This window comes from Nonomuraea sp. NPDC050478 (assembly GCF_044458265.1).
In the GTDB taxonomy this organism is placed as follows: domain Bacteria; phylum Actinomycetota; class Actinomycetes; order Streptosporangiales; family Streptosporangiaceae; genus Nonomuraea; species Nonomuraea ferruginea.
Genome location: NZ_JBITHT010000002.1, coordinates 700,624 through 714,835, shown reverse-complemented (window position 1 = coordinate 714,835; position 14,212 = coordinate 700,624). Strand labels below are relative to the sequence as shown.

The 14,212-nt window shown below is 73.3% G+C and carries 13 protein-coding genes; 6 read left to right on the top strand and 7 right to left on the bottom strand.

The features are described 5' to 3' along the window. Positions 1-247 precede the first annotated feature (247 nt). A complete protein-coding gene (locus ACIBF7_RS11315; protein WP_271279752.1) occupies positions 248-1,273 on the top strand; it encodes a LacI family DNA-binding transcriptional regulator in 1,026 nt (341 codons plus the stop codon). A gap of 384 nt (positions 1,274-1,657) precedes the next feature. Beyond that, the gene (locus tag ACIBF7_RS11310) at positions 1,658-2,536 is read left to right on the top strand and encodes a carbohydrate kinase family protein (RefSeq protein ID WP_397197023.1); all 879 of its coding nucleotides are present in this window, start codon (positions 1,658-1,660) and stop codon (positions 2,534-2,536) included. Positions 2,537-2,565: 29 nt separating this feature from the next. Here ACIBF7_RS11310 and ACIBF7_RS11305 read toward each other — a convergent pair whose 3' ends face one another. The 5 genes from ACIBF7_RS11305 to ACIBF7_RS11285 all read right to left on the bottom strand — a co-directional run bounded on the left by ACIBF7_RS11305 (position 2,566) and on the right by ACIBF7_RS11285 (position 9,071). After that, a complete protein-coding gene (locus ACIBF7_RS11305) occupies positions 2,566-4,506 on the bottom strand; it encodes a protein kinase (protein WP_397197022.1) in 1,941 nt (646 codons plus the stop codon). 117 nt (positions 4,507-4,623) lie between these two features. Beyond that, the gene (locus ACIBF7_RS11300; protein WP_397197021.1) at positions 4,624-5,400 is read right to left on the bottom strand and encodes an XdhC family protein; all 777 of its coding nucleotides are present in this window, start codon (positions 5,398-5,400) and stop codon (positions 4,624-4,626) included. After that, the gene (locus ACIBF7_RS11295; RefSeq protein WP_397197020.1) at positions 5,397-7,745 is read right to left on the bottom strand and encodes an aerobic carbon-monoxide dehydrogenase large subunit; all 2,349 of its coding nucleotides are present in this window, start codon (positions 7,743-7,745) and stop codon (positions 5,397-5,399) included. Before ACIBF7_RS11295 ends, ACIBF7_RS11300 begins: the two co-directional genes overlap by 4 nt. Next, on the bottom strand, positions 7,742-8,209 hold the full coding sequence (locus ACIBF7_RS11290; RefSeq protein ID WP_148032426.1) for a (2Fe-2S)-binding protein: 468 nt from the start codon (positions 8,207-8,209) through the stop codon (positions 7,742-7,744). Before ACIBF7_RS11290 ends, ACIBF7_RS11295 begins: the two co-directional genes overlap by 4 nt. 1 nt (position 8,210) lies before the next feature. Beyond that, entirely contained in the window at positions 8,211-9,071 is an 861-nt protein-coding gene (locus ACIBF7_RS11285; RefSeq protein ID WP_397197019.1) for an FAD binding domain-containing protein, read from the bottom strand. Positions 9,072-9,156: 85 nt separating this feature from the next. Between ACIBF7_RS11285 and ACIBF7_RS11280 the strand changes: the two genes are divergently transcribed. The 4 genes from ACIBF7_RS11280 to ACIBF7_RS11265 all read left to right on the top strand — a co-directional run bounded on the left by ACIBF7_RS11280 (position 9,157) and on the right by ACIBF7_RS11265 (position 12,825). Further along, entirely contained in the window at positions 9,157-10,065 is a 909-nt protein-coding gene (locus ACIBF7_RS11280; protein WP_271280189.1) for a LysR family transcriptional regulator, read from the top strand. Positions 10,066-10,142: 77 nt separating this feature from the next. Next, a complete protein-coding gene (locus ACIBF7_RS11275; protein WP_397197018.1) occupies positions 10,143-10,676 on the top strand; it encodes a SigE family RNA polymerase sigma factor in 534 nt (177 codons plus the stop codon). Then, positions 10,673-11,740, top strand: a complete 1,068-nt coding sequence (locus ACIBF7_RS11270; protein ID WP_397197016.1) for an ABC transporter substrate-binding protein — start codon at positions 10,673-10,675, stop codon at positions 11,738-11,740. Before ACIBF7_RS11275 ends, ACIBF7_RS11270 begins: the two co-directional genes overlap by 4 nt. A gap of 92 nt (positions 11,741-11,832) precedes the next feature. Then, positions 11,833-12,825 carry a DUF5937 family protein gene (locus ACIBF7_RS11265; RefSeq protein ID WP_397197015.1) on the top strand — a complete coding sequence of 331 codons (993 nt, stop codon included), beginning with the start codon at positions 11,833-11,835 and terminating at the stop codon, positions 12,823-12,825. On the opposite strand, the gene ACIBF7_RS11260 is transcribed toward ACIBF7_RS11265, so the two are convergent. Both ACIBF7_RS11260 and ACIBF7_RS11255 read right to left on the bottom strand, forming a co-directional pair. Then, positions 12,822-13,217 carry a RidA family protein gene (locus ACIBF7_RS11260; RefSeq protein WP_148032420.1) on the bottom strand — a complete coding sequence of 132 codons (396 nt, stop codon included), beginning with the start codon at positions 13,215-13,217 and terminating at the stop codon, positions 12,822-12,824. The two genes, ACIBF7_RS11265 and ACIBF7_RS11260, sit on opposite strands and share 4 nt — an antisense overlap. A 69-nt stretch (positions 13,218-13,286) precedes the next feature. Continuing rightward, a complete protein-coding gene (locus ACIBF7_RS11255) occupies positions 13,287-14,207 on the bottom strand; it encodes a LysR family transcriptional regulator (RefSeq protein WP_397197014.1) in 921 nt (306 codons plus the stop codon). Between the last annotated feature and the right edge of the window lie 5 nt (positions 14,208-14,212).

The following is a 14,212-nucleotide window of genomic DNA, read 5'->3' as shown; positions in this document are numbered from 1 at the left end:
CTTCACGGCCCGTCGCCCGCGCGAGAGGATTCTCGTTGAGGTCCCACACCGGCTCCACAGGCCTTCCGGCGCTCCGCCGACCCCACGGCGAGCGCCTCGGGCCGTCTGCCGGACGATCGAGGCCGGTTCGCACTGCTGTTCGATATGAGACGATGTGCCGGACCGTGAATCGCCTGCCTCTTGTGATGCTCCGCAAGGGTCCGATTCCTCCCCCGCCTGAAGGCGGGGGCTTACTCGGAGGTTTCTGATGAACGGACCCGCCCGCCTTGCCGACATCGCCGCCCAGGCCGGGGTGAGCGAGGCCACGGTCAGCCGCGTGCTCAACGGCAAGCCGGGCGTCTCGGCGACGACCCGCCAGGCGGTCATGACCGCGCTCGACCTCATGGGCTACGAGCGGCCGCCCCGGCTGCGCCAGCGCAGCAACGGCCTCATCGGGCTGGTCACCCCCGAGCTCGACAACCCGATCTTCCCGGCGTTCGCGCAGGCCATCGAGAAGGCGCTGACCCAGCACGGCTACACGCCCGTGCTCTGCACGCAGCTGCCCGGCGGCGCCCCCGAGGACGAGTTCACCGAACTGCTGGTCGACCGCGGGGTGAGCGGCATCGTGTTCGTGTCAGGGTTACACGCCGACACCACCGCCCGCATGGACCGCTACACCCGGCTCACCGACCGCGGCCTGCCGATCGTGCTGGTCGACGGCTACAACGAGCACATCGACGCCCCGTTCATCTCGGCCGACGACCGCATGGCCGCCCGCCTCGCCGTCCGTCACCTGGCCGACCTCGGCCACGAGCGCATCGGGCTGGCGCTCGGGCCGCGCCGGTTCGTCCCCGTCATCCGCAAGATCGAAGGCTTCCGCGAGGCCATGAGGGTGCTCCTCGGCGCCGACGACGTGGACGACCTCATCACCCACTCGCTGTTCTCCGTCGAGGGCGGCCAGGCCGCCGCCACGCAGCTCCTCGACCGCGGCTGCACCGGCATCGTGTGCGCCAGCGACCTGATGGCGCTGGGCGCGATCCGCGCCTGCCGCCAGCGCGGGCTCACCGTGCCGGGCGAGGTGTCGGTGGTCGGCTTCGACGACTCGCCGCTCATCGCCTTCACCGACCCGCCGCTGACCACCGTGCGCAAACCGATCGGCCCGATGGCCACGGCCGCCGTGCAGACCCTCCTCGAAGAGGTCGGCGGCGCGTCCGCCAAGCACGTCGAGCTCATCTTCCAGCCCGAGCTGGTGGTCCGCGGCTCCACCGGCTCCGGCCCGCTGGTCAACAGGTGATGGTTCTGGCAACCCCTGGCCGGGTGCCGCTCCTGGTGTCCGGTGGCTCGCTGTCGGTTTCGGGTGATGATTCCGGAAATCTCCGGCAGGGTGCCGCTCTGGGGGCTCGCCGTCGGGGAGTTGAGGGTGTTTGCGGGGTGATGGTTCTGGAACCTGCGGCTGGGTGTCGCTTCGCATGTCCGGGGGCTCGCTGTCGGGGAGTTGAGGGTCTTTTCGGGTGATTCTTCTGGGAACCCCCGGCTGAGGGCCGCTTCGGGTGGCCGCGGGCCGTTGTCGGGGCAGGCAAGGGCCTTGGGGAACCCCTCGGGCCGGGCGTCGTTATGCGTGCCTCTGTGGCCGCCGTGAGTGCTCGTGCGAGGTGGCTGTGTCAGGGAGGGCGGGACTGTGACGTGTGACGTGCTGGTGCTGGGCGGGGCGGGGGTCGATACCACCGTTTACGTGCCGGGGCTGCCGCTGCCCTACCGTGACACCTATCCGGTGCCGCCCGTGGTCGATCGGATCGGGAACACCGGGTCAGGGGTGAGCCTCGGGTGCGCGGCCCTCGGGATGGACGTCGCCTTCGCCGACCTGATCGGCGACGATCCGCAGGGCGCGCTCGTCCGTGACGCGCTGCGCCACGTCGCCTGCGCGTGGGGCACCGCCGCCGGGGGCACCCGGCGCAGCGTCCTGCTGGTCGCCCCCGACGGCCGCCGCACGTCGTTCTTCGACGCCAAGGCCACCCCCGGCGAGCGCCTGCCCCGCGCGCTCTACGCCGGCGTCCAGGCCCGTCACGTGCACGTGTCGCTCTCCGACATCTGCCGCGACGTCTTCGATGACCTCGGCGGCGTGCCCGTCTCCACCGACCTGCACGACTGGGACGGGGCCGACGACTTCCACCGGGACTTCGCGTACCGCTCCGACCTGGTGTTCCTGTCAGCCACAGCGCTGGAGGACCCGGTGGCGGCGATGCGCGGCATCCTGGCCCGCGGGCGGGCCCGCACCGTCGTCTGCACCCGCGGCGCCGGCGGCTGCCTCGTCCTGACGCGCGGCGGCGAGGTGCGGGCCTTCCCCGCCGCCCCGCTGCCGGCACCGGTCGCCGACAGCAACGGCGCGGGCGACGCGTTCGTCTCCGGCTTCCTGTACGGGACGCTCAACGGGCTGCCGCTGGAGCGGTGCGTCACGCTGGGGGCGGTCGCCGGGGCGCACGCCTGCACGGTGCCGGGCACCCACGAGTCCCCGATCACCGAGCCCGTCCTCCTGGCCCGCGCCTCAGCAGACACCTGAGCCTCGGTCGAGACCTTAGCGTCCGCCGATCACCTGACTCGGTCGAGTGCTACGCGGCAGGCGGGCGGCATCCCGGACGAGGGCGGCTCGGCGCACTCGGTGTCGCTGACGGTTAAGGTCAGCTTGCCGTCCTGTACCGGGTTGCCCGCCTCGCCCGCGGATGGGCCGCGGGACATCCACACCAGCACGGCGACCAGCAGCGCGAGCAGGACCAGCATGATCACCACGGCGGCCAGGCAGCCGGTGAACAGGTTCCGGCCCGGCTTGGCGGGCCGGGCGCCCGGCGGCAGCGGGCCACGGCGGGGCAGCGGGCCCTGCCCGGTCTGATGCGGAGGCACCTGCGGCGCCTGACGCCCCGGCCGCGGGAAGCGCCCGGACGTCTCGGCGGGCGGCATGGGCGCCGCCTGCCGCGGCCCCTGGAAGGTCCCCGACGCCTCGCCGGGCGGCCCCTGACGCGGCCCACGCCCCCCGGACCTCGGCACGTTCCCCGACGTCTCGGCAGGCGGAACGGTGGGGCGCGGCCCCTGATGCGGCCCGCCCGGCCCCGGCCGCGGCACGTTCCCGGACGTCTCGGCAGGCGGCGCCTGGTACGGCCCTCCGGGCCCGGAACGCCGGAAGTTCCCCGACGTCTCGGCAGGCGGAACGGTGGGGCGCGGCCCCTGATGCGGCCCGCCCGGCCCCGGCCGCGGCACGTTCCCGGACGTCTCCGCGGGCGGCGCCTGGTGCGCGCCCTGCCCGGAGCCTGGGAAGTGTCCGGGCGCCTCGGCAGGCGGTGCCTGGTGCGCGCCCGGGAAGTTTCCAGGGGTTTCGGCTGGGGGTGGGGCGTCGGTGGGTCTCGGGGCGGGGCCTGCGGGAGCCGGTTGACGGGACGCGTCGGGAGCCGGCATGGGGAAGCGGCCGGAAGTGTCGGCGGGCGGGGGGCCGCTGGGGGCGCCCGGCGGGGGCTGGTGGGGCGCGCCCGGCTCCGGGCGGGCGAAACGGCCGGAGGTCTCGGGGTGCGGCTCCGCCCTGCCGCCCTGGTGCGGGGCACGTGGGCCCGGGTGAGGGTGCGCGCCGGGACGGTGGGCCAGCGGGGGGAACTCCGCGGGGTTCCAGGAGTCCGTGAGATGGCGGGAGGCCGCGAGCTGGGCCGCCGGCTCGTCGGTGGCGCTCACCAGCTCCAGCAGCAGCTGCTTGGCCGTCGGCCGCCGCGCCGGGTCGGGATGGATGGCCGCGGCCACCAGCCGGTCGAGCGGCGCGGGCAGCCCGCGCAGGTCGGGCGGGGCGGTGCGGGCCCTGGCCGCCATCACGTAGGCGTCGCCCTCGCCGAACGGATGCCCGCCCAGCCCCGCGTACGCGATCAGCGACCCCCACGCGAACACGTCGCCCGCCGGGCTGGTGCGGCCCTCGAAGACCTGCTCGGGAGCGATCCACCCCGGCGTGCCCATCACCATGCCGGCGTTCGTGTGACGCGAGCTGACGTGCGTGGACCTGGCCAGCCCGAAGTCGATCACTCGCGGCCCGGCCAGCGTCAGCATCACGTTGGCCGGCTTGAGGTCGCGGTGGACCAGCCCGGCCGCGTGGATGGCGGTCAGCGCCGCGGCCACCCCGACGGCCGCGGAGTGGAGCATCGACGGCGACAGCCGGCCGTGCTCGATGAGGTGGTCCTCCAGCGAGACGCCGTCGATGAACTCGGTGACGAGGTAGAGCACCCCGTCGTGCTCACCGTGGTCGAGCACCCGGGCCGTGCAGAACGACGCGACCTTGCGCGCGTTCGACACCTCCTCGTGGAAGCGCGCCCGGTAGACGGGGTCGGCGGTGAAGTCACGCCGGATCGCCTTGAGCGCCACCGTCGCGCCGTCCGGCCCCTTCGCCAGATAGACGGTGCCCATGCCACCGGACCCGAGCCGGCCGGCCAGCTCGTACGGCCCGATCGCGGGCGGGTCCTCTGGCGTCAGCGGAGTGCCAGCGGAGCGGCCCTGCTGCCCCAACGTCGCTGTCCTCTCGCCGTCGTCATCCCGTCGACTCAACCGACCGTTTCCTCCGCCCGGCATGCCTTTGTGCACCCCAGACTCTAACGGAGTAAGGGCCTGCCCGCTGGCCGGGAGCTAGGACCGGACGCCGAGCTGGATGATCTCCGCGTGGACCGACACCGCCACCTCTCCCGGCGTCCGCGCGCCGATGTCCAGCCCGGCCGGCACGCGCACCCGGTCGCCGCCGTCCACCCCTGCCAGCACGTCTGCTCCCCGCCTGCGGCTGGCGATGAGACCCACGTACGGGACGCCGGCCGCCAGCGCGGCCCGCAGCACCGGCTCCTCGGACACGCCGTGCGAGGCCACCAGCACCGCGGTGGTGTCGGCGGCGATCGCGGCCCACGGGTCGGCCGACGCCTCCACCTGGTAGCCGAGCGCCCGCCCCACCTCGGCGAACGCCCGCGCGATCGGCCCGTCACCGTACACGTGCACGAGCACCGGCGGCAGCACGGCCTCCAGGAAGATCTCCAGCGTGCCGCCGGACAGGCACGGCTGGCCGACGGCGACCAGCCCCTCCTCCTCGCGCGGCTCGCCCTCCTCGGGCGTGATGCGCAGCAGCGTCGAGTGCCCGGTGCGCCTCGGCTCCAGCAGCCGCAGCCCCTGGGCCCGTACCGTGTCGAGCGCGCAGTGCCCGCCGACGAACCCCTCCACGGTCCCGTCGGCCAGCACGAGCGCCCGGTCGCCGGCCTTCGCGCTGGTCGGCCGCTGCGCGCGCACGACCGTGGCCAGCACGTACGGCTCCCGCCCGGACCGCAGCTCGGCGGCCCGCTCCCGCACGTCGCGCGGCGGGGCCGGCGCCCCGCCCGTCCGATCACGGCGGCGGGGCGCCGGCATGCCGATGAACTCGCTCATGAGATGGCCAGGTCCGTCCTGAACGGCCGCCCGTCGATGGTCCGCCACACGTTCGCCGGGGTCAGCGGCATGTCCGCGTGCCGGATCCCGTACGGCGCGAGCGCGTCCACCACGGCGTTGACCACGGCGGCGGGGGAGCCGACGGTGGCCGACTCGCCGACGCCCTTGGCCCCGATCGGGTGGAACGGCGACGGGCTGACCGTCTCGCCCAGCTCCCACGACGGGCACTCCATGGACGTGGGCAGCAGGTAGTCCATGAAGGAGGCGCCCAGGTGGTTGCCGTCCTCGTCGAACGCCATCACCTGCATGAGCGCCATGCCCACCCCGTCGGCCAGGCCGCCGTGCACCTGCCCTTCGACGATCATGGGGTTGATGCGCACCCCGCAGTCGTCCACCGCCACGAACCGGCGCACCTTCACCTGCCCGGTGCCCGGGTCGACGTCGACCACGCAGATGTAGGCGCCGAACGGGTAGGTGAGGTTCGGCGGGTTGTAGACGGTCACCGCGTCCAGGTGCCCTTCGACGCCCTCGGGCAGCTCCAGGTTCGAGTGCGCGGCCAGCGCGATCTCCGCGAGCGACTTGGCGGTCGACGGGTCGCCGACCACCGACCACTTGCCGTCCTGCCACTCCAGGTCGTCCGGGCTGGCCTCCAGCATGGCCGCGGCCACCAGCTTGGCCCGGTCGCGCACCTTCCTGGCCACCACCGCGGTCGCCGCGCCCGACACCGGCGTCGAGCGCGACCCGTACGTGCCGAGACCGAACGGCGTCTGGTCGGTGTCGCCGTGCACCACCTCCACGTCGTCGGCCGGGATGCCCAGCTCGTTCCCGACGATCTGGGCGAACGTGGTCTCGTGCCCCTGGCCCTGCGACTGGCACGACACCCGCAGCACCGCCTTGCCCGTCGGGTGCACGCGCAGCTCGGCGCCGTCGGCCATGCCGAGGCCGAGGATGTCCATGTGCTTGCGCGGCCCGGCGCCGACCGCCTCGGTGAAGAAGCTGATGCCGATGCCCATCAGCTCGCCCCTGGCCCGCTTGGCGGCCTGCTCGGCGCGGAGCTCGTCGTAGCCGGCCATGTCCAGCGCCAGCCTCAGCGTCTTGGGGTAGTCGCCCGAGTCGTACTCCCAGCCGGTGGGTGAGGTGTAGGGGAACTGGTCGGGCTTGAGCAGGTTGCGCATGCGCAGCTCGGCCGGGTCCACGCCCAGCTCGGCCGCCAGCACGTCCATCAGGCGCTCCACCAGGTAGACGGCCTCGGTGATGCGGAACGAGCACGCGTACGCGACGCCTCCTGGCGCCTTGTTCGTGTAGACGCCGGTGACCTCGCAGTGCGCGGCTTCGAGGTCGTACGAGCCGGTGAAGACGTGGAAGAACCCGGCGGGGAACTTCGTCGGCTGGGCCGTGCCGTTGAACGCCCCGTGGTCGGCCAGCACCTTCACCCGGATCGCCTTGATCCGGCCGTCCCGGTCGGCGGCGATCTCGCCGTGCATGTGGTAGTCGCGGGCGAAGGAGGTGCTCATCAGGTTCTCCGAGCGGTCCTCCATCCACTTGACCGGGCGGCCGGTGACGATCGAGCCGACGATCGCGCACACGTACCCGGGGTAGATCCCGACCTTGTTGCCGAACCCGCCGCCGATGTCCGGCGAGATCACCCTGATCTTGTGCTCGGGCAGGCCCGCCACCATCGCGTACAGCGTCCGGTGCGCGTGCGGCGCCTGCGTCGGGCACCACACGGTCAGCTTGCCGGTCACCTTGTCGAAGTCGGCGAGCGCGCCGCACGTCTCCAGCGGCGCCGGGTGCACGCGCGGGTAGAGCATGTCCTGCGCGACCTTCACCTCGGCCCGCTCGAACAGCTCGTCCGTCCTGGCCCTGTCGCCCGCCTGCCAGTCGAAGATGTGGTTGTCGGCCTTGCCCTCCAGGTCGTCCCTGATCACCGGGGCGCCCGCGTCGAGCGCGGTCCTGGCGTCGATGACCGCGTCCAGGGGCTCGTACTCGACCTCGATCAGCTCCAGGGCGTCGCGCGCCGCGTAGCGGTCCTCGGCCACCACGAACGCGACCTCCTGCCCCTGGAAGCGCACCTTGTCCGTGGCGAGCACCGCCTGCACGTCGTTGGACAGGGTGGGCATCCAGGCCAGGTTCAGCCCGGCGAGGGTGGCGCCGGTGACGACGGCCTTGACCTTGGGGTGCGCCTCGGCCGCCGAGGTGTCGATCGACACGATCCGCGCGTGCGCGTAGGGGCTGCGCAGGATCGCGCCGTGCAGCATGCCGGGCAGCTTGACGTCGTCGACGTAATTGCCGCGGCCCCGGATGAAGCGGGCGTCCTCCTTGCGGTGCATGCGTCCGAAGCTCATGACTTCGCCTCCGCCTCTGCCGCCCAGCGGATGGACCGGACGATGTTCTCGTAACCGGTGCACCGGCAGAGCTGGCCGGAGATCGCCTCGCGGATCTCGCCCTCGTCCGGGTCGGGCTTGTTGTCCAGCAGCCACCGCGCCGTCAGCAGCATCCCCGGCGTGCAGAACCCGCACTGCAGGCCGTGGCACTCCACGAACCCCTTCTGCACCGCGTCCAGCTCACCGTCCTTCTCCAGCCCCTCGACGGTCGTCACCTCGTGGCCGTCGGCCATCACCGCCAGCACCGTGCACGACTTGACCGGCACCCCGTCAAGCTGGACGGTGCACACCCCGCAGTTGGAGGTGTCGCAGCCCCAGTGGGTGCCCGTCAGGTCCAGCTCGTCGCGCAGGAAGTGGGTCAGCAGGAGCCGCGGCTCCACGTCGCGCTCGTACGGCTGCCCGTTCACCGTCACCGTGATCCGCATGTCAGATCCTCTCCACAGCCCTGGCCAGTGCCCGCCGGGTCAGCTCGGCGGCCAGGTGGCGCTTGTAGTCGGCGGGTCCCCGCTGGTCGGAGTGGGGTTCGCAGTGCTCGGCGGCGATCCGGCCCGCCTCCGCGAACACCTCCACGCCCGGCGGCTTCCCGATCAGGTGCGCCTCCGCCTCGGGCGCGCAGAAGTGCTCGGCGCCGACCGCCGTGAGCCCGATCCCGGCCCGCGCGATCACCCCGCCGTCCAGCTGGAGCACCGCCCCGGCCGCCGCCACCGGCCAGTCGCCGACGCGCCGCTCCACCTTCTCGTACGCGCTCCCCGCCCCGTCCAGGATCGGCACCCGGAGCGCGAGCAGCAGCTCCCCGTCGCCGACCGCGGTCTCGTACGGTCCCTCATGGAACTCCCTGACCGGGACCTTCCGGACACCCGCCGGGCCCTGGATGACCGCGGTGGCGCGGAGCGCCGCGAACACCGCCGCCAGGTCCTCCGACGGGTCGCCCTGGCAGAGCGAGCCGCCCACCGTGCCCCGGTTGCGGACGATCGGGTCGGCGATCACCCGTTCGGCGTCCTCGAAGATCGGGTACGGTCCGGTGGCGACCGCACTGGCCAGGAGTTCGGCGTGGCGCACCATCGAGCCGATGACCAGCTCGCCGTCCTCCACCGAGAGCTGGGCCAGCTCGGACAGGCCGTTGATGTCGATCAGCGCCTCGGGCTGGGCCAGGCGCAGTTTCATCATCGGGATCAGGCTGTGGCCGCCGGCCACGACCCGGGCGTCGGGGCCGTACCTGTCCAGCAGCTCTAACGCGTGCGGGACGCTGCCCGCTCTTTCGTACGCGAACGTCGCGGGAACTTGCATGCCTGCACAGTGCTGTCACCCTTTCGGCTGGACAATCCAGAAATAAGGGATTCCTTAATCCGCGCCGGGAATCTATGAAGAAAGGGTGACCCTGAGCCAGCTCGGCGCCTTCGTCTTCGTGGCCCGCCTCGGTTCCGTCAAGGCCGCCGCCCGCGCGCTCGGCATCAGCGAGCCCGCCGTGTCGCAATCGCTGGCGCAGCTCCGCCGCCACCTCGGCGACCCCCTGCTCACCCGCTCCGCCGGCGGCATGGTGCTCACCGAGGGCGGCCGCCGCCTGCTCGGCATCGCCTCCCAGATCGTCGCACTCGGCGCCGAGGCCGTCGCCGCCGTCCAGCCCGGCGGCCCGGCCCGGCTGCACGTGGTCATGGACGGCGTCCTCGCCGAGCACGTCGCAGGGCCGCTGGTCTGCCTGTTCAACCAGCGCAAGTCCATGGACGCCAGCACCGGCGTCGCCGCCACCGCCGAGATGCCGCTGCTGCTCACCAGCCGCCTCGCCGACGTCGCCGTCGGACCGCAGCTGACCGGCCCCGGACTGGTCAGCCGGCCGGTCCTGCGCTGCCGCCTCGTCGCCGTCGCCGCCCCGCACGGCCACCGCGACCACTGGCTCGTCGGTCCCTCCGGCACCGACCCGGCCGGCGACAGCGGCCGGCTGCTGCGGCTGCTGCGCGTACCGGAGTCGCACGTACGCGTCTTCGCCAACCAGACGGCGGCATGGAAGGCGGCGGCGGAGGGCGCCGGCGTCGCCCCCGCCGTCGCGCACCTGGTGGCGTCCCAGGTCCGGCGCGGGGAACTGGTGGTCGTGGAGACGGCGGCCACCCCCATGCCGGTCTCCTGGTACGCGACCGTCCTGGAACCCGGCACCCGGTCGGCCTCGGCGGACGCCTTCCTGGACTTCCTCACGACCCCGGCGGCCACCCAGGTGATGCGCTCCCCGGACGAGGGCATCCCCCGAGCGCGCTTCCGCCCCCCGGTCCACGTGTCGATCTGGAGCTGACCGTCACTCCCTCCTCAGAAGTGCCAACCTTCCACGGCGGCCACGGCGTCTGGGGGGTATCGACCTGAGGAGAGACGTTGGATCGCGATGCCGGTTTCCGGGCGTTCGTGGATGCTCACCAACGCCCGTTGATGCGCCTGGCCTACCTGCTCACCGGAGAGGTCCACCTCGCGGAGGACCTCTGGCAGAGCGTGCTGGTCCGCATGATCGGGCGGTGGCCGAAGTTACGCCACATCGACAACCTCGACGCCTACGCGCGCAGGACCATGGTGAACCAGTACATCTCGTGGCGACGGCGGCGCGGTTCCGGCGAGGTGCCGAGCGCCGAGCCGCCCGAGCGCGCCTACTCCTGCGAGGACTCCGCCGTCCTGCGGATCGTCCTGCGCCAGGCGCTCATGCGGCTGACGCCCAAGCAGCGCGCCGTGCTCGTCCTGCGCTTCTACGAGGACCGTACCGAACGTGACGTCTCCGACCTGCTGGGATGCTCCGTCGGCACCGTGAAGAGCCAGGCGCACCACGCCCTGGCGCGCCTGCGCGCGCTCGCGCCGGAACTGGCGCCCAGACTGCCCGTTCTGGAGGACCCGGCCCGAAGTGAGGGGGCACGCCGATGACCTGGCTCGGAGAACAGCTCGGCCGCATCGCGGACGACATGCCGGAGCGCGACCTGGCCGCCCGGGCGGTCGCCGTGCATCAGCGCAGGCGGCGCAACGTCATGGCGTTCGCCGCCGCCGCGGTGGTCGTCGTCACCATGATCGCGGTCACCGTCGCGGTGCGGGCGCTGCCCGGTGAGCCGCGCGCCGCCGCCCGCCCGTCCGCCCCGCCGGAGCTGCCGGTCATCAAGGTCGGGACGGTGCCGACCGTGGAGTCGGCGCCCGTGTTCGTGGCCCAGTCCGAGGGCTACTTCCAGGAGGAGGGCCTCACGGTGGAGCCGGTGTTCGTCACCGGCGCGGGGGCCGCGACGGCGCAGGTCGAAGTCGGCGCGCTGGATCTGGCGTACACCGACTACGCCACCCTCTTCCGGGCGAACGAGAAGGGCAAGGACTTCAGGATCGTCGCCGGCCTGTACCGGTCCTCGCCGGGAGACCTCGCGATCGTCGTGAGCGCCAAGTCGAGGATCAGGACAGTGCGCGACCTGAAGCGCAAGCAGATCGCGATCCCGAACCTCGGAGGTCTCGGGCAGCTGACGGTGACGGCCGCGCTGAAGCGGGCCGGGCTGAAGCCGCGGGACGTCGTGATGGTCGAGAAGCCCTATCCCGAGATGCTCCACGCGCTGAACAGCGGGCAGTTCGACGCCGCCCTGCTGGCAGAGCCGTTCGTCACCGTGGGCGGCGAGCGCTCGCGGATCCTGGCGGACGCGATCCCCCGGGAGTTCGCGGACCTGCACACCGCCGGCCTGGCGGCCACCGCCGAGTGGGTCCGGAAGCACCCGCGCACGCTGGCGGCTTTCCAGCGCGCGCTGGCCAAGGCGCGGCACCTGATCGCGAGCGATCCCCGTCAGGTGCGTGAGGTGGTGCCGACCTACACGAAAACCTCCCCCGAGGAGGCGGCCGCCATGACGTTCGGCTCCTATCCGGCCGAACTCGACATGACGGAGCTCAAGCGGGTCGCCGACCTGACCCACGCCCACGGGTTCACGGAACGCCCGGTGGATCTCGGTGATGCCGTCGGCGGGTGATCCGGCACGCCCGAGACCCAGGCCGTGCCGCGTCATACAGGATGCGAAGAGAGCCCCGTCGGCAGGCGCCCGGTGCGGCTAGCCTCGGGCGCATGCCGCGTCTGGTGTTCTCCGACTCGGACCTCGGCCGCGTCCGCTTCGCCGTCCTGCCCTTCCAGGAGACGCTGAAGGCGGCGCGCGGCCTCGGGCTGCCGGCGCCTCCGCCCGGCCTGGCCGCCTGGCGGCACGCCGGCCGGGCGGCGCTGCCCGCGGCGGCCCGGCCGGTGGTGGCCCTGTGCTCGGCGCACCCCAGGCATCTGCCCGACTTCCTGACGCCGCAGCCCGCCGCCGGCCCGATGACGTTCGAGGACGAGCTTCACGCGGCACTCGACGACCCGGCCGCGCCGGTGCTGCAGGACACCGCCGCGTTCGCCGGGGTGCTGGAGACCGTCCCGCCGGTCGTCGGCACGCTGCTGCGCCAGCCCACCCGCGCCCGGCGAGCGCTGCGGGACGCGTTCGCGGCGTTCCACCGGGCGGTGCTGGCCGCCGACTGGCCGCGGCTGCGCGCCCAGCTCGCGGCGGACGTGGCCTATCGTGCCCGGCTCGCGGCGCGGCACGGGGTGGAGGCCATGCTCGCCACGCTCTGCCCTCCCCACGTGCGCTGGGAACATCCGTACCTGGAGTTCGCCGGGCCGGTCGCGCCCGACCACGCCCTCGGCGGCCGGGGGCTGGTCCTGGTGCCGAGCATGTTCCTGACCGACGGGGTGCACCGGCAGCTCAACGACCGGCAGCAGCCGATGCTCTTCTACCCGGCGCGCACCGCCGGGGCGTTCTGGCGCGACAGCGGGGGACGCGACTGGCCGGACGGACGCCTGGCGGGGGCGGTCGGCGAGCGCCGGGCGGCCGTCCTGCGGGCTCTCGCCCGCCGTTCCGGGTGCGGCACCGCCGACCTCGCCGCGGCGCTGGGGGTCACGCCGGCGACCGCCTCGGCGCACGTGGCCAACCTGCGGCGCGCCGGGCTGGTCGTCACCACCCGGGTGGCGCGCACGGCCCGGCACGAGCTGACCCCGCTGGGCTGGGACCTGCTGGACCTGAACGCCGGCTAGCCCTCGACGGCGATCGCCTCGATCTCCAGCAGCCACTCCTCGGCGTAGATGCCGGTGATGACGATGGTGAGGGCGGGCCGGTGGTCGCCGAGCACCTCCTGGCGGATGCGGCTGTTGGCCTCGCGATACCGGCGGTCGGAGAGGTACGTCGTGACCTTGGCGAGGTTGCGCACCCCCATGCCGGCCTCGGCCAGCACGGCGAGCACGTTGCGCCACGTCAGGCGGCACTGGGAGTCGAAGTCATCCGGCAGCGGGCCCGGCCCGCCCCAGGGGACCTGGCCGCTGACGAACAGGGTGCGCCGGGCACCGGTCACCACGGTGCCGTGCGTGTAGTCGCCCGTCGCCGCCGGCAACGACGCGGGATCGACGGGCCGTACCAGAAGATCGTCCATGGCGGCGACCCTAGGAACCGGCCCGCGCGGGCCGCAAACCCTTCGCCGATCCGTCTAATCGAGACCCCTTCAGGGCCGGGCCGCGTCGAACAGGAGCTGACGCAGCCAGGCCATGAAGGGGTGGTCACCGAGATGCGGGTTCCAGACCATGTCGATGCCCAGCCCGGGGATCGGGAACGGGAACTCCTCGATCCGCAGGCCGACGAGCGCCCGCATCTCCGCGGCGACCCGGTGGCGCAGCAGGGCGACCCCGCCCGCCCGTCCGACCAGGTACGGGACGAGCAGGAAGTCGGAGACCCGCAGCCCGACCCGGTAGGGGACGCCCTGCTCGTCGAGCACCGGATACGGGAAGACCCGCCGCTCCGCGTCCACGACGACGTGCGGCTGCGTGGTCAGCAGGTCGAGCGCGCTCATCCCCGGCGGCGTGTCCGCCGAGGCCACCACCACGATGCGGTCGTCGTACAGGCGCTCGCGCGGGTGCGGCGACGCGAACGCCTCGGAGATCAGCACGACGTGCACGCCGTGCTCGGTGAAGGTCGACTCGGCCGGCACGGTGATCGTGCGCAGGCGCAGCGTCGCGTGCGGCGCCCGCTCCGCCACCAGCCGCCCCAGCCGCGCGCCGAGGACGAAGGCCGTGCTGGTGGTCATCGCGACGGTGATGACCCGGCGATCGGTCGCCGGGTCGAAGACGGGCAGGCTGACCAGGCCCGCGGCCTGCTGGAGCGTCGCCCGCAACGGGGCGATCAACTGCACGGCGCGCGGGGTCAGCGTGACGGCGTTGCCCTGCCGGACGAGGAGGTCGTCGCCGAGCAGGCGTCGCATGCGGCCCAGGGCGTGGCTCATCGCCGACTGGGAGAGCCCGACGCGCTCGGCGGCCCTGGTCACCGAGCGCTCCTCCAGCATCGCCAGGAGGGGCACCAGCAGGTTGAGGTTGACCGACGCCAGCCGATCCAGCCCCGAACCCGTGGTGTCCGCACCCTCGCCGCTCATCGTGA

What these genes read in the sequence shown, in the direction of transcription:
- ACIBF7_RS11315 (WP_271279752.1), top strand. Translation starts at nt 248, where the DNA reads ATGAACGGACCCGCCCGCCTTGCCGACATCGCCGCCCAGGCCGGGGTG.
- ACIBF7_RS11300 (WP_397197021.1), bottom strand. Translation starts at nt 5,400, where the DNA reads ATGAGCGAGTTCATCGGCATGCCGGCGCCCCGCCGCCGTGATCGGACG.
- ACIBF7_RS11295 (WP_397197020.1), bottom strand. Translation starts at nt 7,745, where the DNA reads ATGAGCTTCGGACGCATGCACCGCAAGGAGGACGCCCGCTTCATCCGG.
- ACIBF7_RS11290 (WP_148032426.1), bottom strand. Translation starts at nt 8,209, where the DNA reads ATGCGGATCACGGTGACGGTGAACGGGCAGCCGTACGAGCGCGACGTG.
- ACIBF7_RS11285 (WP_397197019.1), bottom strand. Translation starts at nt 9,071, where the DNA reads ATGCAAGTTCCCGCGACGTTCGCGTACGAAAGAGCGGGCAGCGTCCCG.
- ACIBF7_RS11270 (WP_397197016.1), top strand. Translation starts at nt 10,673, where the DNA reads ATGACCTGGCTCGGAGAACAGCTCGGCCGCATCGCGGACGACATGCCG.
- ACIBF7_RS11265 (WP_397197015.1), top strand. Translation starts at nt 11,833, where the DNA reads ATGCCGCGTCTGGTGTTCTCCGACTCGGACCTCGGCCGCGTCCGCTTC.
- ACIBF7_RS11260 (WP_148032420.1), bottom strand. Translation starts at nt 13,217, where the DNA reads ATGGACGATCTTCTGGTACGGCCCGTCGATCCCGCGTCGTTGCCGGCG.
- ACIBF7_RS11255 (WP_397197014.1), bottom strand. Translation starts at nt 14,207, where the DNA reads ATGAGCGGCGAGGGTGCGGACACCACGGGTTCGGGGCTGGATCGGCTG.